Annotated in this window: 17 protein-coding genes; 15 read left to right on the top strand and 2 right to left on the bottom strand. The window is 66.9% G+C overall.

What is annotated here, in order from left to right:
* The first annotated feature begins 330 nt into the window (after window positions 1-330).
* From nuoG to proS, 13 genes are all read left to right on the top strand, one after another.
* On the top strand, window positions 331-2406 hold the full coding sequence (gene nuoG / locus OZ671_RS30090) for an NADH-quinone oxidoreductase subunit NuoG (protein ID WP_268864122.1): 2076 nt from the start codon (window positions 331-333) through the stop codon (window positions 2404-2406).
* Window positions 2407-2410: 4 nt separating this feature from the next.
* A complete protein-coding gene (nuoH, locus tag OZ671_RS30085) occupies window positions 2411-3430 on the top strand; it encodes an NADH-quinone oxidoreductase subunit NuoH (RefSeq protein WP_038312384.1) in 1020 nt (339 codons plus the stop codon).
* Between the two features lie 122 nt (window positions 3431-3552).
* Window positions 3553-4041: an NADH-quinone oxidoreductase subunit NuoI gene (gene nuoI, locus OZ671_RS30080; RefSeq protein WP_038312385.1), complete on the top strand. Its 489-nt coding sequence runs from the start codon at window positions 3553-3555 to the stop codon at window positions 4039-4041.
* Between the two features lie 166 nt (window positions 4042-4207).
* Window positions 4208-4813: an NADH-quinone oxidoreductase subunit J gene (locus OZ671_RS30075; RefSeq protein WP_038312388.1), complete on the top strand. Its 606-nt coding sequence runs from the start codon at window positions 4208-4210 to the stop codon at window positions 4811-4813.
* A gap of 5 nt (window positions 4814-4818) precedes the next feature.
* Window positions 4819-5127, top strand: coding sequence for an NADH-quinone oxidoreductase subunit NuoK (gene nuoK, locus OZ671_RS30070; RefSeq protein ID WP_038312423.1), 309 nt, complete (start codon window positions 4819-4821; stop codon window positions 5125-5127).
* A 7-nt stretch (window positions 5128-5134) separates the two neighbouring features.
* Entirely contained in the window at window positions 5135-7207 is a 2073-nt protein-coding gene (gene nuoL, locus OZ671_RS30065; protein ID WP_268864121.1) for an NADH-quinone oxidoreductase subunit L, read from the top strand.
* Window positions 7207-8730, top strand: coding sequence for an NADH-quinone oxidoreductase subunit M (locus tag OZ671_RS30060; protein ID WP_268864120.1), 1524 nt, complete (start codon window positions 7207-7209; stop codon window positions 8728-8730). Before nuoL ends, OZ671_RS30060 begins: the two co-directional genes overlap by 1 nt.
* Before the next feature lie 26 nt (window positions 8731-8756).
* Window positions 8757-10181, top strand: a complete 1425-nt coding sequence (nuoN, locus tag OZ671_RS30055) for an NADH-quinone oxidoreductase subunit NuoN (RefSeq protein ID WP_442957146.1) — start codon at window positions 8757-8759, stop codon at window positions 10179-10181.
* A gap of 4 nt (window positions 10182-10185) precedes the next feature.
* Complete coding sequence (locus OZ671_RS30050) at window positions 10186-10959, top strand: biotin--[acetyl-CoA-carboxylase] ligase (RefSeq protein ID WP_268864118.1); 774 nt, start codon at window positions 10186-10188, stop codon at window positions 10957-10959.
* Window position 10960: 1 nt separating this feature from the next.
* Window positions 10961-12646: a ribonuclease J gene (locus OZ671_RS30045; protein ID WP_268864117.1), complete on the top strand. Its 1686-nt coding sequence runs from the start codon at window positions 10961-10963 to the stop codon at window positions 12644-12646.
* A gap of 75 nt (window positions 12647-12721) precedes the next feature.
* Window positions 12722-13126 (top strand): methylmalonyl-CoA epimerase, encoded by a 405-nt coding sequence (mce, locus tag OZ671_RS30040; protein ID WP_268864116.1) that lies wholly within the window; start codon window positions 12722-12724, stop codon window positions 13124-13126.
* The gene (locus tag OZ671_RS30035; RefSeq protein WP_038312409.1) at window positions 13123-13395 is read left to right on the top strand and encodes a DUF1467 family protein; all 273 of its coding nucleotides are present in this window, start codon (window positions 13123-13125) and stop codon (window positions 13393-13395) included. The genes mce and OZ671_RS30035 overlap by 4 nt, the downstream gene beginning before the upstream one ends.
* 470 nt (window positions 13396-13865) lie before the next feature.
* Window positions 13866-15194: a proline--tRNA ligase gene (proS, locus tag OZ671_RS30030; protein ID WP_268864115.1), complete on the top strand. Its 1329-nt coding sequence runs from the start codon at window positions 13866-13868 to the stop codon at window positions 15192-15194.
* Between the two features lie 206 nt (window positions 15195-15400).
* Here proS and OZ671_RS30025 read toward each other — a convergent pair whose 3' ends face one another.
* A complete protein-coding gene (locus OZ671_RS30025; RefSeq protein ID WP_268864114.1) occupies window positions 15401-16474 on the bottom strand; it encodes a Kelch repeat-containing protein in 1074 nt (357 codons plus the stop codon).
* A gap of 202 nt (window positions 16475-16676) precedes the next feature.
* On the opposite strand from OZ671_RS30025, the gene OZ671_RS30020 reads away from it, so the two are divergent.
* Together OZ671_RS30020 and OZ671_RS30015 are read left to right on the top strand one after the other, a co-directional pair.
* Window positions 16677-17417: a VWA domain-containing protein gene (locus tag OZ671_RS30020; protein WP_268864113.1), complete on the top strand. Its 741-nt coding sequence runs from the start codon at window positions 16677-16679 to the stop codon at window positions 17415-17417.
* Window positions 17374-18159 (top strand): DnaJ domain-containing protein, encoded by a 786-nt coding sequence (locus tag OZ671_RS30015; protein ID WP_328286409.1) that lies wholly within the window; start codon window positions 17374-17376, stop codon window positions 18157-18159. Before OZ671_RS30020 ends, OZ671_RS30015 begins: the two co-directional genes overlap by 44 nt.
* 33 nt (window positions 18160-18192) lie before the next feature.
* Here the strand turns inward: OZ671_RS30015 and OZ671_RS30010 are convergent.
* A partial coding sequence (locus tag OZ671_RS30010) for an SPOR domain-containing protein (protein ID WP_268864112.1) occupies window positions 18193-18672 on the bottom strand: 480 nt, incomplete at its 5' end.

Genomic DNA, 18672 nt, shown 5'->3' with positions numbered 1-18672 from the left:
GCCGCCGAAGCCGACGACGCCGGGCGGCACGCCGCCCAAGCCGAAGGCCGAAGCTGCAGCCCCGGCCAAGGCCGCCATTGCCGCCGAAAAGCCCGCCGTCGCGGGCACCGGCGGCGAGAACAAGACCCCGGCGCCGCGCCGGGACCCGGCCGAAGGGGCGGGCGAGACCTGATCCCGCCGGCGGTCTGCTCCTTGGCCCTTTTGGTCCCGGGAGCAGGCGGTCGATGGATCATGAGACATCCGCGTGACGGTTCCCGAAGGGGGCGGTCGCCGCATATGAAGCACCGGTCGCGTCTCGGCGCGGCCTGAACGGACCGAATGGGAAGGCCGATGGCGAAGCTGATCGTCGACGGGCAAGAGATCGAGGTTCCGGCCGAGTACACGCTGATGCAGGCGTGCGAGGCGGCTGGCGCAGAGATTCCGCGCTTCTGCTACCATGAGCGACTGTCGATCGCCGGCAATTGCCGCATGTGCCTCATCGAGGTGAAGGGCTCGCCGAAGCCGGTCGCGTCCTGCGCGCAGAACGTGCGCGACCTCCGGCCCGGCCCCAATGGCGAGCCGCCCGTGCTCAACACCAAGACGCCGCTGGTGAAGAAGGCGCGCGAGGGGGTGATGGAGTTCCTGCTCATCAACCACCCGCTGGATTGCCCGATCTGCGACCAGGGCGGCGAGTGCGACCTGCAGGACCAGGCCATGGCCTATGGCGTGGACAAGTCGCGCTACCACGAGAACAAGCGCGCCGTTGAGGACAAATATATCGGCCCGCTGGTCAAGACCGTGATGACGCGCTGCATCCACTGCACGCGCTGCGTCCGCTTCACCACCGAGGTTGCCGGCATTGCCGAGCTCGGCCTGATCGGCCGCGGCGAGGATGCCGAGATCACGACCTATCTCGAGAAGGCGATGACCTCGGAGCTGCAGGGCAATGTCGTCGACCTCTGCCCGGTCGGCGCGCTCACCTCCAAGCCCTTCGCCTTCAATGCCCGCCCGTGGGAACTGACCAAGACCGAATCCACCGACATGATGGATGCCGTCGGTTCGGCGATCCGCGTCGACAGCCGTGGCCGCGAGGTCATGCGCGTGCTGCCGCGGCTCAACGAGGCGGTCAACGAGGAGTGGATTTCCGACAAGACCCGGCACATTGCCGACGGTCTGCGCACGCAGCGCCTCGACCGGCCCTATCTGCGCGAGAACGGCCGGCTGCGTCCGGCGAGCTGGGGCGAGGCCTTCGCCGCGATCGCCGCGCGGGTCAAGGCGGTCGGGGGCGCCAAGACCGGCGCCATTGCCGGCGATCTGGCCACGCTCGAGGAGATGTATGCGCTGAAGGCCCTGATGACCGGCCTCGGCTCGGCTCATATCGACGGCCGCCAGGACGGCACGCGCCTCGATCCGGCGCTCGGCCGGGCGACCTATATTTTCAACCCCGGCATTGCCGGCATCGAGGAGGCCGACGCCATCCTGATCGTCGGCGCCAATCCGCGCCGGGAAGCCGCCCTCGTCAATGCCCGCATCCGCAAGCGCTGGCGGATGGGCAACCTGAAGGTCGGCCTGATCGGCGAGGTCGCCGACCTGACCTATGCCTATGACTATCTCGGCGCCGGCCCCGAGACGCTCGCGGACATCGCTTCGGGCAAGCATTCCTTCGCCGAGGTGCTGCGCGCGGCGGCCAAGCCGCTCGTCATAGTCGGGCAGGGGGCCCTGACCCGCCCCGACGGCGCGGCCGTGCTCTCGCTTGCCGCGCAGGCCGCCAATGCGGTCGGCGCCGTCAAGGACGGCTGGAACGGCTTCGCGGTGCTGCATACGGCCGCGGCGCGCGTCGGCGCACTCGATCTCGGCCTCGTTCCGGGCGAGGGCGGCCTCGATGCCCAGGCGCTCGCCAAGGGCGGCGTCGACGTCCTGTTCAATCTCGGCGCAGACGAGATCGACGTCGCGAGCGGGCCGTTCGTCGTCTATATCGGCACCCATGGCGACCGCGGCGCACATCGCGCCGACGTCATCCTGCCGGGCGCGACCTATACCGAGAAGAACGGCCTCACCGTCAACACCGAAGGCCGGGTGCAGGCGCTCAGCCGCGCGGGCTTCGCGCCGGGCGAGGCCAAGGAGGACTGGGCCATCCTGCGCGCCCTGTCGGACGCACTCGGCGCCCGGCTCCCCTTCGACTCGCTTGCCGCCCTGCGCGCGGCGATGGGCAAGGACCATCCCGCGACGCTGCGCGTCGGTGCGCTCCAGGCCGCCGATGCGGCCGCCATCGGGGCGCTCGCCGCCCGCGGCGGCGCGGTCGATCCGGCGCCGCTCAAGCCGGCGGTCGACGACTTCTATCTGACCAACCCGATCGCCCGTGCCTCGGCCACCATGGCGGAATGCTCGGCGCTCGCCCGCGGTCCGGCTCAGATCGCGGCGGAGTGAGACAATGGAATTCTTCTGGACCAATCTGTGGCCGCTGCTGCTGATCGCGATCCAAAGCCTGGTGCTGATGGTCGCGCTGCTGGTGTTCGTCGCCTTCATCCTGCTCGCGGACCGCAAGATCTGGGCGGCGGTTCAGCTGCGCCGCGGCCCCAATGTGGTCGGGCCGTTCGGCCTCCTGCAGTCCTTCGCCGACCTCCTGAAGTTCGTGTTCAAGGAGCCGGTGATCCCCTCGGGCGCGAACAAGGGCGTGTTCCTGCTCGCGCCGCTCGTCAGCGTCATCCTCGCGCTCGCGGCCTGGGCGGTCATCCCGCTCGCTGACGGCTGGGCGATCGCCGATCTCAATGTCGGCGTGCTGTTCATCTTCGCGGTGTCCTCGCTCGGCGTCTACGGCGTCATCATGGGCGGCTGGGCGTCGAACTCGAAATATCCGTTTCTCGGCGCGCTGCGCTCGGCCGCGCAGATGGTGTCCTACGAGGTCTCCATCGGCTTCGTGATCATCTGCGTCCTGCTCTGCGTCGGCTCCCTGAACCTCAGCGACATCGTCAAGGCGCAGGACAAGAGCATCGGCCTGTTCGGCTGGTTCTGGCTGCCGCTGTTCCCGGTCTTCGTGATCTTCTTCATCTCGGCGCTGGCGGAAACCAACCGTCCGCCGTTCGACCTGCCGGAAGCCGAATCCGAGCTGGTCGCGGGCTTCATGGTCGAATATGCCTCGACGCCGTACATGATGTTCATGCTCGCCGAATACGTGGCGATCATGACCATGTGCTCGCTCACCACGATCCTGTTCCTCGGGGGCTGGCTGCCGCCGTTCCCGATCGCGCCCTTCACCTGGGTGCCGGGCGTGGTCTGGTTCGTGCTCAAGGTCTCGCTGGTCTTCTTCATGTTCGCCATGGTGAAGGCCTTCGTCCCGCGTTACCGCTATGACCAGCTCATGCGGCTCGGCTGGAAAGTGTTCCTGCCGATCTCGCTGGCCATGGTGGTGGTGGTCGCGGCCGTGCTGCAGATCACTGGCTGGGCGCCCTGAGGCGCGTCCCGCCGTCGTTTCAAGGTCGGTCGGCCGCTGCTGCGGCGACCAGGTGTTGATATTTGAGGGCCGGCGCCGCCAGGCGGTCGGTCCATCCGAGGAGAGGTGCCATGGCGTCGGCAATGCGGCTCGACCAGGCGGCTAAGGCGGTGTTCCTGAAGGAATTCGTCTCGGCCTTCTTCCTGTCGATGCGCTATTTCTTCAAGCCGAAGGCGACCATCAACTATCCCTTCGAGAAGGGGCAGATCTCGCCGCGCTTCCGCGGCGAGCATGCGCTGCGCCGCTATCCCAACGGTGAGGAGCGCTGCATCGCCTGCAAGCTCTGCGAGGCGATCTGCCCGGCCCAGGCGATCACGATCGAAGCCGGCCCGCGCCGCAACGACGGCACGCGCCGCACCACCCGTTACGACATCGACATGGTGAAATGCATCTATTGCGGCTTCTGCCAGGAGGCCTGCCCGGTGGACGCCATCGTCGAGGGGCCGAACTTCGAGTTCTCCGTCGAGACGCGCGAGGAGCTCTACTACGACAAGGCCCGGCTGCTCGCCAACGGCGATCGTTGGGAGCGCGAGATCGCCGCCAACCAGGCGCTCGATGCACCCTATCGCTAGGGTATGAGGCCCGGCCGGTGACGCCATCGGCCGGTCGGACGTGAATGCGAGGGCTGCGTCGGGGCTTTGTTGTCTGGACGCTTTCCAACTTGGACTTTAAGAACGGCGCGCGCGGGCCATTGAGTCCCGACCGTCGTCGAGAACAGGAACGGGGCAAAGGGGCAGCATGCTGGCCGGTCTCTTCTTCTACCTATTCGCAGCCGTGCTCGTGGCATGTGCCTTCATGGTGATCGCCTCGCGCAATCCCGTGCACTCGGTGCTTTTCCTGATCCTGGCTTTCGTCAACGCCGCGGGCCTGTTCGTGCTGATGGGCGCCGAATTCCTCGCCATGATCCTGGTCGTGGTCTATGTCGGCGCGGTCGCGGTGCTGTTCCTGTTCGTCGTGATGATGCTCGACGTCGACTTCGCCGAGCTGCGGCAGGGCTTCCTGCAATATCTGCCGGTGGGCATCCTGCTCGGCCTCGTGCTGGTCGCCGAGCTCCTGATGGTGCTCGGCTCCTGGGCGATCGGCGGCGGCACGCCGCGCACGGTGGTTGCGCCGATCCCGACCAACGTCACCAATGCCGAGGCGCTCGGCCAGGTGCTCTACACGCAATATCTCTTCTATTTCCAGGCTTCGGGCCTTGTGCTGCTGGTCGCCATGATCGGCGCCATCGTGCTGACGCTGCGTCACAAGGAAGGCGTCAAGCGCCAGAACCCGGCCGCCCAGTCGGCCCGCACGCCGGAAACCGCCATCGAGGTGGTCAAGGTCAAGTCGGGGCAGGGGATCTGACCATGCTGACGATCGGTCTTTCGCATTATCTCTCGGTGGCGGCGATCCTGTTCACGCTCGGCGTGTTCGGCATCTTCCTCAACCGGAAGAACATCATCGTCATCCTGATGTCGGTCGAACTCATCCTCTTGTCGGTCAACATCAATTTCGTCGCCTTCTCGACCCATATGGGCGACCTGGTGGGCCAGGTCTTCGCGCTTCTGGTGCTGACCGTTGCCGCCGCCGAGGCCGCCATCGGCCTTGCCATTCTCGTCGTCTTCTTCCGCAACCGCGGGTCGATCGCGGTCGAAGACGTCAACATGATGAAGGGTTGACGGGGACATGTACCAGGCCATCGTCTTCCTGCCGCTTGCCGGCTTCCTGATCGCCGGGCTGTTCGGCCGCGCCATCGGCGCGCGCGGCTCGGAAATCGTCACCACAAGCTTCCTCGGCATTGCCGCGCTCCTGTCGTGGGTCGCCTTCTTCCAGGTCGGATTTGCCGGCCAGACCACGATCGTCGAGCTGTTCTCGTGGATCTCGGCGGGCGCCCTGAAGTCGTCCTGGACCCTGCGCATCGACACGCTCACCGCGGTCATGCTGGTGGTGGTCAACAGCGTCTCGTTCCTGGTCCACCTCTATTCCATCGGCTACATGAACGAGGATCCGCACCGGCCGCGGTTCTTCGCCTATCTCTCGCTGTTCACCTTCGCCATGCTGATGCTGGTGACCGCCAACGACCTGCTGCAGATGTTCTTCGGCTGGGAGGGCGTGGGGCTTGCGAGCTACCTGCTCATCGGCTTCTGGTACCAGAAGTCCTCGGCCAATGCCGCGGCGATGAAGGCCTTCATCGTCAACCGCGTCGGCGACTTCGGTTTCCTGCTGGGCATTTTCGCGCTCTACAAGCTGACCGGCACGATCGGTTTCGACAGCGTCTTCGCCGCGGCTCAGGGCCTGGTCGGCAAGAAGATCGAGTTCCTCGGCCACCAGTGGGATGCGCTGACGGTCGCCTGCCTTCTCCTGTTCATGGGCGCCATGGGCAAGTCGGCGCAGTTCCTGCTGCACACCTGGCTGCCTGACGCGATGGAAGGCCCGACGCCGGTCTCCGCGCTCATCCATGCCGCCACCATGGTCACTGCCGGCGTGTTCATGGTCGCCCGGCTGTCGCCGGTGTTCGAATATTCGCAGACCGCCCTCACCGTCGTCATGTTCTTCGGCGCCACCACCGCCTTCTTCGCCGCGACCGTCGGCCTCGTCCAGAACGACATCAAGCGGGTGATCGCCTATTCGACCTGCTCGCAGCTCGGCTACATGTTCGTCGCGCTCGGGGCAGGGGCCTATTCGGTTGGCATCTTCCACCTGTTCACCCACGCCTTCTTCAAGGCGCTGCTGTTCCTCGGCGCCGGCTCGGTCATCCATGCGATGCACCACGAGCAGGACATGCGGAACATGGGCGGGCTCGCCTCGCGCATCAAGTTCACCTACGCGATGATGCTGATCGGCACGCTGGCCCTGACCGGCTTCGGCATTCCGTTCCTCCATATCGGCTTTGCCGGCTTCCACTCCAAGGACGCCATCATCGAGGTCGCCTACGCCTCGCAGAACGCGATGGGCCCGTATGCCTTCGCGCTCACCGTGGTCGCGGCCGCCATGACCTCGTTCTATTCCTGGCGCCTGATCTTCATGACCTTCCACGGCAAGCCGCGCTGGGCCGGGGGCCATGGCCACGACGACCATGCTCATGCGGACCATGGCCATGCCGCCAAGGGACATGACGACCACGCTCATGCCGCCCATGCCCATGACGACCATGCCCATGACGACCATGGCCACGGCCATGCCCACGAGCCGCACGAGAGCCCGGCGGTCATGCTGATCCCGCTTGCCGTCCTCGCGGTCGGGGCGGTCGCCTCGGGCTTCTCCTTCGCCTACTGGTTCGCCGATCATCACGGCGTCGAGCAGTTCTTCCGGCACGCGCTGTTCTTCCGGCCGGACAATCACATCATGGAAGCGTTCCACCACGTGCCCGGCTGGGTGCCATGGACGCCCTTCGTGATGATGGCGCTCGGCTTCGTGCTGTCCTGGTACATGTACATCCGGCACCCGGACATGCCGGGCGAGCTCGCCCGCCGGCATCCCGCGCTCTACCAGTTCCTGCTCAACAAGTGGTACTTCGACGAGCTCTATGACCTCCTGTTCGTCAGGACGGCCCGGGCGCTCGGACGGTTCTTCTGGAAGAAGGGCGACGGCTGGCTGATCGACGGCTTCGGCCCGGACGGCATCGCCGCCCGTGTCGTCGACGTCACCCGCGGCGTCGTCCGGATCCAGACCGGATATCTCTATCACTACGCCTTCGCCATGCTGATCGGCGTTGCCGCGCTGGTCACCTGGTTCATGTTCTCGGGCGGACTGCACTGATGTCGAACGCTCCGATCCTTTCGATCGTCACCTTCCTGCCGCTGCTCGGCGCGCTGCTCGTCCTGTCCGTTCGCGGCGACGACGAGGCGGCCCGGCGCAACATCCGGATGATCGCGCTGTTCACGACACTCGTGACCTTCGGGCTGTCGCTGATCCCGCTCTATCTGTTCAATCCGGCGACGGCCGAGTTCCAGTTCGTGGAAAAGGCGTCCTGGCTCGGCGGCGTCATTTCCTACCGGATGGGCGTCGACGGCATCTCGCTGCCGCTGATCGTCCTGACCACCTTCCTGATGCCGTTCTGCATCCTGGCCTCGTGGGTTGCGATCGACCGGCGCGTGAAGGAATACATGATCGCCTTCCTGGTGCTGGAAACGCTGATGATCGGCGTCTTCTGCGCCCTGGACATCGTGCTGTTCTACCTGTTCTTCGAGGCAGGCCTGATCCCGATGTTCCTGATCATCGGCATCTGGGGCGGCAAGCGGCGCATCTACGCCTCGTTCAAGTTCTTCCTCTACACGCTGCTCGGCTCGGTGCTGATGCTGCTCGCCATCATGGCGATGATCTGGACCGCCGGCACCAGCGACATTGCCGAGCTGATCAAGGTCGGCCCGACCGTGTTCAGCCGAAACATGCAGTTCTGGCTGTGGCTCGCCTTCTTCGCCTCCTTCGCGGTGAAGATGCCGATGTGGCCGGTCCATACCTGGCTGCCGGACGCCCACGTGGAGGCACCGACGGCAGGCTCGGTGATCCTCGCCGGCGTGCTCCTGAAGATGGGCGGCTACGGCTTCCTGCGCTTCTCGCTGCCGATGTTCCCGGAGGCCTCGACCTTCTTCGCGCCCTTCGTGTTCACGCTGTCGGTGATCGCGATCGTCTACACCTCGCTGGTCGCGATGATGCAGGAGGACATCAAGAAGCTGATCGCCTATTCGTCGGTCGCCCATATGGGCTTCGTGACCATGGGCATCTTCGCCGGCAATGCCGAGGCCATCCAGGGCGCGGTGTTCCAGATGATCTCCCACGGCATCGTGTCCGGTGCGCTGTTCCTGTGCGTCGGCGTCGTCTACGACCGCATGCATACCCGCGAGATCGCGGCCTATGGCGGCCTCGTCAACCGCATGCCGGTCTATGCCGTCGTGTTCATGGTGTTCACCATGGCCAATGTCGGCCTGCCCGGCACGTCGGGTTTCGTCGGCGAGTTCCTGACCCTCATCGGCACGTTCAAGACCAATACCTGGGTTGCGTTCCTGGCGACGTCGGGCGTGATCTTCTCGGCCTGCTACGCGCTCTGGCTCTATCGCCAGGTGATCTGGGGCGTCCTCGACAAGCCGGCGCTGCAGACCATCACCGATGTCGACCGGCGTGAGCTGGTGATCCTGGTGCCGCTCGTGGTGCTGACCATCTATTTCGGCTTCTATCCCTCGCCGATACTCACCACGTCAGAGGTGTCGGTGAACGCTCTCGTCGAGTCCTACAACCAGGCGAACGCCGCGGCCGCCAAGACCGCCGCCGTTCTGCCGCGCTGACGGGGGCGCATCCGATGCACGCTCAGATGTTCGATCTTGCTCCCGTCCTGCCGGAACTGATCCTGGCGGTCGGCGCCATGGCGCTCCTGATGTTCGGCGTGTTCAGCGGCGAGCGCTCAGCCGGCACGGTGACGGTCGTCGCCATGGTGCTGCTGGTGGTGGCTGCCGTGGCGGCCGCCATGGTCGGCGGCGCGCCGCGCCAGACCTTCGGCGGCTCGTTCATTCTCGACGGCTTCGCCAAGTTCATGAAGGTGCTCGCCTTCGCCGGCGCCGCCGTCGCGCTCCTGATGTCGATCGACTATTTCAAGCGCGAGGACATCAACCGGTTCGAATTCCCGGTGCTGGTGCTGCTGTCGGCGGCCGGCATGGGCGTGATGATCTCGGCCAACGACCTGATCGCGCTGTATATGGGCCTTGAGCTCATGTCGCTCGCGCTCTACGTCATCGCCTCGTTCCACCGCGACAACGAGCGCTCGACCGAAGCGGGCCTGAAATATTTCGTCCTCGGCGCGCTTTCCTCGGGCATGCTGCTCTACGGCTGCTCGCTGATCTACGGCTTCACCGGTACGGTGTCGCTGCCGGGCATCGCCGCCGCAGTGAAGTCGGGTTCGGTCGGCCTCGGCCTCATTTTCGGCCTAGTCTTCCTGATGGCAGGCCTTGCCTTCAAGATCTCGGCCGTGCCGTTCCACATGTGGACGCCCGACGTCTATGAAGGCGCGCCGACGCCGGTCACCGCCTTCTTCGCCGCCGGCCCGAAGGTCGCGGCCATGGCGCTGTTCGTGCGCGCCATGATCGACGGCTTCCCGAACGCGACCGCGCAGTGGCAGCAGATCGTCGTGTTCATCGCGATCGCCTCGATGGTGCTCGGCTCCTTCGCCGCGATCGGTCAGGCCAATATCAAGCGGCTGCTCGCCTATTCCTCGATCGGGCATATGGGTTTCGGCCTCGTCGGCCTCGCCGCTGGCACGGCCAACGGCGTGCAGGGCGTCGCCGTCTATATCGCCGTCTACATGATCATGACGCTCGGCAGCTTCGCCTGCGTCATCGCCATGCGGCGCAAGGACGGTCCGGTCGAGACGATCTCGGATCTGGCGGGCCTGTCGCGGAACAATCCGTTCATGGCCTTCGTGCTGGCCATGCTGATGTTCTCGCTCGCGGGCATCCCGCCGCTCGCCGGCTTCTTCGCCAAGTTCTACGTCTTCGCCGCCGCCGTCGAGGCCAAGCTCTATGCGCTGGCCGTGCTCGGCGTGCTCGCCAGCGTCGTCGGCTGCTACTATTACCTGCGCGTCGTGAAGGTGATGTATTTCGACGAGCCGAGCGAGCCGTTCGAGCCGATCGCCGGCGAACTGAAGCTGGTCATGGCCGTTTCGGCGCTGTTCGTCGTGCTGTTCGTCGCCTATCCGGCCCCGCTGATCGCGGCGGCCGGTGCCGCCGCGCGCTCGCTGTTCTGATCCGGTGGCAAGGCTTTCGGCATCCGCTGCGGAGGCAGGTTACCGGCTCGAGACGTTCGATGAGATCGGCTCGACCAATGCGCTGGCGCTGGAGCGCGGCGCGGCCGGCGAGACGAGGCCGACCTGGTACGTCACCGACCGGCAGACCGCCGGCCGGGGGCGGCGCGGCCGCAACTGGGCGACCTTCGAGGGCAACCTGTTCGCGACGCTGCTGCTGACCGACCCGGCTCCGGTCGCCAATGTCGCCGAGCTCTGCTTCGTCGCCGCCCTCGCGCTCGACGACGCCATCCTGGCGGTGGCGCCGGGCGCCTTCGACGCCTTCAACCTGAAATGGCCGAATGACGGGCTGCTCGGCGGCGCCAAGGTGGCCGGCATCCTGATCGAGGCCACGACGCGCGGGCGCCTGACGCAGGTCGCCATCGGCATCGGCGTCAACATTGCCGGCCATCCCGACGACACGCCGTATCCGACCACCTCCTTCGCGGCGAAAGGGTTCGCCTTCGACCGCGACCAACTGTTCGAGGCGCTGAGCGCCTCCATGGTCAGGGCGCTCGCCGTCTGGGACCGGGGCGCACGTTTCGCCCAGATCCGCGCCGGCTGGCTGGCGCGCGCCGCCGGGCTCGGTGGTCCGCTGGTGCTGCGCACCGACGGCCGCAGGGTCGAAGGCATTTTCACCGGGCTTGATCCGCAAGGCAGGCTCATTCTCGACACGCCCGACGGCCGCGAATTGATCACCGCCGGGGAGGTGCTGCTGGCGCCTGCAGACGCGGGGCGCTGACATGGCGAAACAGCCGAAAAACCAGGGCATCGGTCCCGAACTCGTCTTCGCACCGCTCGGCGGCGTCGGCGAGATCGGCATGAACCTGTCACTCTACGGCTATGGGCCGATGAAGAAGGACTGGCTGGCGGTCGACTGCGGCGTGGCCTTCGCCGGGCCGGAACTGCCGGGTGTCGACCTGATCATGCCGGACACGCGCTTCATCGAGGCGCAGCGCAAGCAGCTGAAGGGCCTGGTGATCACCCATGCCCACGAGGATCATATCGGCGCGATCGCCGACCTCTGGCCGCGGCTGCAATGCCCTGTTTATGCGACGCCGTTCGCTGCCGCCATGCTGGAGGCGAAACGTTTCGCCGAGCCCGGCGCACCGAAAGTGCCGGTGCAGGTGGTCCGGCCGGGCGAGCGGATCAAGCTCGACCCCTTCGAGGTCGAGATGGTGGCGGTCGCCCATTCGATCCCGGAATCGACCTCGCTCGCGATCCGCACGCCGCTCGGCACGGTAATCCATACCGGCGACTGGAAGATCGATCCCGATCCGGTACTGGGCGACCGGACCGATGCCGCGCGCTTCAAGGCGATCGGCGACGAGGGCGTCCTTGCCCTGATCGGCGATTCCACCAATGCTGTGCGCGACGGTACCTCGCCCTCCGAGACCGATGTCGCGGCCGAGCTGGCCAAGATCATCCGCGCCGCGGAGGGCAGGGTGGCGGTCACCACCTTCGCGTCCAATGTGGCGCGCATCCGCTCGGTGGCCCAGGCGGCGCTCGCCTGCGACCGGCAGGTGGTGCTGGTCGGCCGCGCGATGGAGCGCGTCGTCACCATTGCCCGCGAACAGGGCATGCTCGACGGCCTGCCGCCCTTCGTCGGCGCCGAGTCCTACGGCTATCTGCCGCGCGACAAGGTGGTGGCGATCCTCACCGGCAGCCAGGGCGAGCCGCGGGCGGCGCTGGCGCGCGTCGCCAACGACGAACATCCCGAGGTCACGCTGACGCCGGGCGATACGGTGATCTTCTCCTCGCGCACCATTCCGGGCAACGAGAAGGCGGTCGGCGCCATCGTCAACGGTCTCGTCAAGCAGGGCATGAAGATCATCACCGATCGCGACGGTCTCGTTCATGTCTCGGGCCATCCGCGCCGCGGCGAGCTGGAGCAGATGTATGGCTGGGTCCGTCCGGCCATCGCCATTCCCGTGCATGGCGAAGCCCTGCATCTTGCCGACCATGCCGCGCTCGCCCGCCGCATGGGCGTGAAGGAGGTGCTGCTCGCCTCCGACGGCGACGTCATCCGCCTCGCGCCGGGCACGCCCGACGTGGTCGACGCCATCCCGGCCGCGCGCCTGTTCAAGGACGGCGTGCTGCTCGTGGAGGAAGCGGCGCGGGTGGTTCCCGAGCGGCGCAAGCTCGGTTTTGCCGGCATCGTCTCGGTCGCCTTCGCGCTCGACGACAAGGGCCATCTCGTCGGCGACATCGAGCTCGACATGGCCGGCATCCCCGAGACCGATCTGTCGGGCGAGGATCTCGGCGATGTCGTTGCCGACGCGATCCTCGACTGCATCGAGACCTTGCCCAAGGCGCGCCGGCGCGATCCGGAGGCGGTGCGCGAAAGCGTCGTCCGCACCATCCGGTCGACGCTGAACGGCAGATGGGGCAAAAAGCCGATGTGCCATGTGCTGGTCATCACGGTATAGGTTGCATGTCGCCGGCCTGTGAGCAGCGGCATCGAAAGTCCCTATGATCTGTAAGTGAAGCTCCCGGGAGGTCCGATGATCGGCCGTTTGAACCACGTCGCCATCGCGGTGCGCGATATCGCCAAGGCCTCGGCCGTCTATCGCGATACGCTGGGCGCGCGCGTGACCGCGCCGACCGTGCAGGCGGCCCATGGCGTGACGGTGGTGTTCATCGAGCTGCCGAATACCAAGATCGAGCTGCTGGAGCCGCTCGGCGCGGACAGTCCGATCGCCAAGTTCCTGGACAAGAACCCCGACGGCGGCATTCACCATGTCTGCTACGAGGTGGACGACATCATCGCCGCGCGGGATCGGCTGAAGGCGCAGGGCGCGCGTGTGCTGGGCGACGGCGAACCGAAGATCGGCGCGCACGACAAGCCCGTGCTGTTCCTGCATCCCAAGGACTTCTGCGGCACATTGGTGGAGCTCGAACAGGCATGAGCTTTCTCAGCGGTCTCGCCATCTTTTTCGTCATCTGGTGGACGGCCCTGTTCGCCGTCCTGCCCTTCGGTGTCCGCTCCCAGATGGAGGAGGGGCGCGTCGTGCCGGGCAGCGAGAGAGGGGCGCCCGCACACCCGCACATGCTGCGCAACGTGATCTGGACGACGGTCGTCTCGGGCGTGCTGTTCAGCCTGTTCTACCTGAACTACGTCGGGGGCTATCTGACCCTCGACAACATCCCGTTTCTGCCGCGGCCTCCGCTGGGATGAATACGTATTCTTCCGGGGGCCTTTTGGTGCACTTTTTTTTGCCACCAACTGCACAAGTTGATGACAAACGAATTTCCCTCGTCTAGCGTCCCCTTGCTGCAAGAAAGAGGCCGCTTTGTTCGACAAGGCAAGGTCTCGTGGCTCAGGTCTTGGGAGGAAGACCCCCTAAGGTGTGACGTTCATCGGGACGTCCGTCATGGGTAAATCAAGGACGAGGCATTCGGCGCGATCAACCGCGACGATGGGAACCTCGGATGCATAACCTGGAATGGGCGGGATCATCGATCCCGCCTTTTCTTTTGGTGCGCACCGCGGCGGAACCCGGCTCCGCGGTGCGGCGACCCTTGCGAAATCAATCAAAAAGGGGTCAAGTCCGGCTCCCCTTCATGGCCGGGCGGCTTCATGCGACGCCCGGCTGCGGCGGCGCCGTCGCGCCGCCGTCACCTGCGCCAAGTCCTCAGAGGTTTTCGATGCGCCTGTCCCGCTATTTCCTGCCGATCCTGCGCGAGACGCCGAAGGAAGCCGAGATCGTGTCGCACCGTCTGATGCTGCGCGCCGGCATGCTGCGCCAGGAGAGCGCCGGCATCTATGCCTGGCTGCCGCTCGGCTACCGCGTGCTGCAGAAGGTTTCGCGCATCGTCCGCGAGGAGCAGAACCGTTCGGGCGCCATCGAGCTGCTCATGCCGACCATGCAGTCGGCCGATCTGTGGCGCGAGAGCGGGCGCTATGAGGCCTATGGCAAGGAAATGCTGCGCATCCGCGACCGGCAGGACCGCGAAATGCTGTTCGGGCCGACCAACGAGGAAATGATCACCGAGATCTTCCGCGCCTATGTGAAATCCTACAAGGACCTGCCGCTGAACCTCTACCACATCCAGTGGAAGTTCCGCGACGAGGTGCGGCCGCGCTTCGGGGTCATGCGCTCGCGCGAATTCCTGATGAAGGACGCCTACTCCTTCGACCTCGACCAGGCCAGCGCGGTTCACTCCTACAACAAGATGTTCGTCGCCTATCTGCGCACCTTCGCGCGGCTCGGCCTGAAATCGATCCCGATGCGCGCCGATACCGGCCCGATCGGCGGCGACCTCAGCCACGAATTCATCATCCTCGCCGATACCGGTGAATCGGAGGTCTTCTGCCATCGCGACTATCTCGATTTCGCGGTGCCGGGCGCCGAAACCGATTTCGACGACGTCGAGGGCCTGAAGGCGACGGTCGCCAAATGGACCTCGCTCTACGCGGCCACCTCCGAAATGCACGATGCGGCAGCCTATGAGGCGATCCCCGAGGCCAAGCGTGTCTCCGCGCGCGGCATCGAGGTCGGCCACATCTTCTATTTCGGCACCAAATATTCCGAGCCGATGGGCGCGCTGGTCCAGGGGCCCGACGGCAAGCCCGTGCCGATCCACGGGGGGTCCTACGGCATCGGCCCCTCGCGCGTGGTCGCAGCGATCATCGAGGCCTGCCACGACGAGGCCGGCATCCGCTGGCCGCGCGAGGTGGCGCCGTTCGACGTCGCGCTGCTCAACCTCAAGCAGGGCGACAGCGCGGTGGATGCGGCCTGTGCCGAGCTCTACCGGACGCTCGGTGCCAAGGGCATCGAGGTGCTCTACGACGATCGCGACGACCGGCCCGGCGCGAAATTCGCGACCGCCGATCTCATCGGCATTCCCTGCCAGGTGATGATCGGGCCGCGCAGCCTCGCAGAAGGCAAGGTCGAGGTGAAGATGCGCGACACCGGTGAGCGAGAGCTGATGAGCCCGGCCGACTTCGTCGCACGGATCACGGGCGCGGCCTGAGCTGGAGCGCTCGGCTTGCCGTGCGCCGGTGATCGAGAGCTGATGAGCCCGGCCGACTTCGTCGCACGGGTCACGGGCGCGGCCTGAGCTGGAGCTCTCGGCTTGCCGTGCGCCGGTGATCGAGAGCTGATGAGCCCAGCCGATTTCGTCGCACGGATCAGCGGCGCGGCCTGAGCCGCGGCGGCCGCCGGCGCGCGCGGGACGGATCAGGCGAGCGTGAAGGCCTCGTGCACCGCGCTCGTCATGGCGCCACCCATCTGCGGACCGCCGCCGGCGACGTGGATGGCATCGCCGACGACCACGGCGCCCGTGCCATGGCGCGGCGTCAGCATGGGGGCATAGGACTCCCATCTGTCGGTGGCCGGATCGAACGCCTCGTTCTGGCCATAGACCCGGTTCCAGCCTTCGCCGCCCATCACGAAGATGCGGTCGCGGTACCATACCGCGCCCTGGCCCGAGCGCGCGGTCGGCATGGGCGCCCGGGCGGTCCAGCGGTCGGTCTTCGGATCGTAGCTGTGATGCAGGTTGGAATTGGTCAGGAAGCTGTCGACGCGCCCGCCGATGACATGAATGAGGCCGTTGACCACCAGCGTGCCGGTATGGTCGCGTGCCAGGAACAGCGGTGCGCGGCGCGTCCAGCGGTCCTCCGCGGGGTCGTAGACCAGATGCCAGTCGATCGATTTGCGATTGTCGAAAGTGGTACCGATCGCGCCGCCGATGGCATGGACCTCGTCGCCGAGCGTGACGCAGGCCATTGCGCCGGCCGCTTCCGGCAGCGGGCGGATGCGTGACCACATCTCGCCTTCGGTACCGTAGACGAAGCAGTCGGCATGGGGATTGCGGTTCTGCTCGATGAAGCCGCCGATCGCATAGAGCCGGTTGCCGGCGACGGCCACCCCGACATGGTTGGCGCCGCGCGGCAGTTCCGGCGCACTCAGCCACCGGTCTGTCGCAGGGTCGTAGATGTGATGGTAGGGGCGGTCGACGCGCTGCTCGCCATAGCCGCCGACGAGATGCATCTTGCCGAGGCGCGCCGCGCCCCAGGCCATTTCGGTGCGCGGGATCGGCAGCGGCGCACGGGTGATCCATCGGCCCTGCATCGCCGCCTTCGGCGCGGGGCTGTCGGTCACCGCCTGCTCGTGATGGATCTCGGGCAGATCGACACGACCTGGAGCGGCGAGGCGCTCGAACTGGCCGTGATGGTGCTGGTGCTGCGCGATGGCGGGGCCGGTGACGGCGGCGAGGCCTCCGGCCAGCATGAAACGGCGTGAGACGGGCATGGTGGTGGATCCCCTGGCCTCTCCCTTGGGCGCGCCCCAGCGGCAGGCCCCCGCGACGGTAGAGGCTGGAGCCCGGCCTGCGTATCCGTTTGATCGCGGGTTTCGGCTGCCATCGTGTCGCAGGCGGGTCTCCTGGTGACAGCGGGCGCGCGACGGCCGTTTGCGGCTTGCAATCGTGCGCGACCGCGCCAGATTCGAACACATGAGTCCGAAAGACCCCAAAGCCGTCAGCGACCCCGGCAAGGCCCGCGCCGGCGATGTCGCAGCTCCGGGAGCGGCCAATGTCGCCGCCTTTCTGAAGACCGCGGCGGCCGTCGGCCGGCCGAAGGTCGCCGGCGAGCGCGGCCGGCTGATCTTCGCGCTCGATGCCACGATGAGCCGGCAGCCGACCTGGGACATGGCCTGCGCCATCCAGGGCCAGATGTTCACCGAGGCGGCCAAGGTCGGCTCGCTCGACATCCAGCTCGTCTTCTTCCGCGGCATCGGCGAGTGCCGCGCCTCCGGCTGGGTCGCCGAGGCGCGCCAGCTCGCCGCGCTGATGCAGAAGATCCAGTGCGTCGGCGGCCAGACCCAGATCGGCCGCGTGCTCAGCCACGGCGCCGAGGAGGCGAGCGACAAGCGCATCCATGCGCTCGTCTATGTCGGCGATGCCATGGAGGAGAGCTTCGACGATCTCTGCGCCAAGGCCGGGCGCCTGGCGCTCGCCAATGTGCCGGTCTTCCTGTTCCAGGAGGGCGGCGACCCGCTCGCCGAGCAGGCCTATCGCGAGATCGCCCGCATCACCCGCGGGGCCTATGCGCGGTTCGATCCCGGAGCGGCGGCGGAGCTCGCCGAACTTCTGCGGGCGGTGGCTGTTTTCGCATCCGGCGGCCGGGCCGCCCTGACCGACGCCTCGGCGCGTGGCGGCCGCGGCGCGCGCCTGCTGCTCGGCCAGATGCGCTGACCGAGAGAGGCCTCGAGACGGAATGACCTATTTCATCGCCGGCGTCATCGCGCTGATCGTCTTTTCCGGCGGGCTCAACGCGTTCCTGAACGCCAATCCGAAATGGCTGTCGGCCCAGATGCGCAAGATCGGCGGCGCGGCGGCGATCGCTTTCGGCCTGTTCCTCCTGACCCGCGGCCAATGGGAGCTGGCGCTGCCGGCCATGATTGCCGGGGCGACGCTGCTCGGCCTCGTGCCGGGGCAGGGCATGCTCGGCGGCTGGGGCCAGGCCGGCACCAAGACGCCGCGCCAGACCTCCAGCGTCCGGTCCCGCTTCATCGAGATGGAGCTCGATCTCGACAGCGGCCGCATGACGGGCCGCTTCATTGCCGGCACGCTCGCCGGCCAGACCCTGGATCAGATCGGGGTGCCGCGCCTGCTGCAGGCCTTTGCCGAAATCGACGCGGAAAGCGCGGCCCTACTCGAAGCTTATCTTGACCGCCGGGACCCCCGCTGGCGTGAAAACGCTGAGGGCAATGCGGGTGCGGGGCTGGGCAGCGCGCCGGCTGCGGGCGCGATGACCAAAGAGGAGGCCTACCAGATCCTTGGCCTTCAGCCGGGGGCGGACGAGGGGGCCATTCGGAGCGCGCACCGTACGCTCATGAAGAAACTGCACCCCGACCAGGGGGGCTCGACGTGGCTCGCGTCCCGCGTCAACCAGGCCAAGGATGTTCTCCTGGAAAACCATCGCCGGAACTCCTGACAGAATGTCGATTGCGGTTCAGGCAGGTCCGCTTCAGTTGCGGACCGGCATGCAGTCGTAGTCGTTGCGCTTCAGCACGCGGCAGGCGGCGTCGGCGCTCGCACGGTCGAAGCCGGCAAAACGGGCGCGGATCAGCGTCATGCCGCTGCGCTCGACCCGCTCCGTATAGGGATCGGCCGAGCCGAGCTGGCTGCCGTTGGATTCGCGGGCCTCGCGCAGCGTGGCGAGGGCGGCGGCCTCGGTCGGGAAGGCGCCGAGCTGGATCGACCATTCGCCGCGCCGCTGGGGCGTCGTTTCCGGCTGGGCCGGCGCGGCTTGCGCCTGCTGGGCGCGGCCGTTGCGCGGCGTGACCGAAGCGGTGGTGAGCTGCGAGGAATGCAGGGTGCCGAGCACGCCCGGACGCGGATTGGGATTGCCCGGTGCGGTCGCCGGCTGGCCGCTATAGGCGAGCGCCGCGGTGACCGGAGCCGGCGCGCTCTCCTCGCGGATGACCGGGCGCTGCGGGGGCAGGGC

Origin of the sequence: Phreatobacter sp. AB_2022a, from assembly GCF_026847585.1 — a bacterium.
Lineage (GTDB): Bacteria > Pseudomonadota > Alphaproteobacteria > Rhizobiales > Phreatobacteraceae > Phreatobacter.
This window is presented reverse-complemented; position numbering and strand designations above follow the sequence as displayed.

What these genes read in the sequence shown, in the direction of transcription:
- nuoG (WP_268864122.1), top strand. Translation starts at nt 331, where the DNA reads ATGGCGAAGCTGATCGTCGACGGGCAAGAGATCGAGGTTCCGGCCGAG.
- nuoH (WP_038312384.1), top strand. Translation starts at nt 2,411, where the DNA reads ATGGAATTCTTCTGGACCAATCTGTGGCCGCTGCTGCTGATCGCGATC.
- nuoI (WP_038312385.1), top strand. Translation starts at nt 3,553, where the DNA reads ATGCGGCTCGACCAGGCGGCTAAGGCGGTGTTCCTGAAGGAATTCGTC.
- OZ671_RS30075 (WP_038312388.1), top strand. Translation starts at nt 4,208, where the DNA reads ATGCTGGCCGGTCTCTTCTTCTACCTATTCGCAGCCGTGCTCGTGGCA.
- nuoL (WP_268864121.1), top strand. Translation starts at nt 5,135, where the DNA reads ATGTACCAGGCCATCGTCTTCCTGCCGCTTGCCGGCTTCCTGATCGCC.
- OZ671_RS30060 (WP_268864120.1), top strand. Translation starts at nt 7,207, where the DNA reads ATGTCGAACGCTCCGATCCTTTCGATCGTCACCTTCCTGCCGCTGCTC.
- nuoN (WP_442957146.1), top strand. Translation starts at nt 8,757, where the DNA reads ATGTTCGATCTTGCTCCCGTCCTGCCGGAACTGATCCTGGCGGTCGGC.
- OZ671_RS30045 (WP_268864117.1), top strand. Translation starts at nt 10,961, where the DNA reads ATGGCGAAACAGCCGAAAAACCAGGGCATCGGTCCCGAACTCGTCTTC.
- mce (WP_268864116.1), top strand. Translation starts at nt 12,722, where the DNA reads ATGATCGGCCGTTTGAACCACGTCGCCATCGCGGTGCGCGATATCGCC.
- OZ671_RS30035 (WP_038312409.1), top strand. Translation starts at nt 13,123, where the DNA reads ATGAGCTTTCTCAGCGGTCTCGCCATCTTTTTCGTCATCTGGTGGACG.
- proS (WP_268864115.1), top strand. Translation starts at nt 13,866, where the DNA reads ATGCGCCTGTCCCGCTATTTCCTGCCGATCCTGCGCGAGACGCCGAAG.
- OZ671_RS30025 (WP_268864114.1), bottom strand. Translation starts at nt 16,474, where the DNA reads ATGCCCGTCTCACGCCGTTTCATGCTGGCCGGAGGCCTCGCCGCCGTC.
- OZ671_RS30020 (WP_268864113.1), top strand. Translation starts at nt 16,677, where the DNA reads ATGAGTCCGAAAGACCCCAAAGCCGTCAGCGACCCCGGCAAGGCCCGC.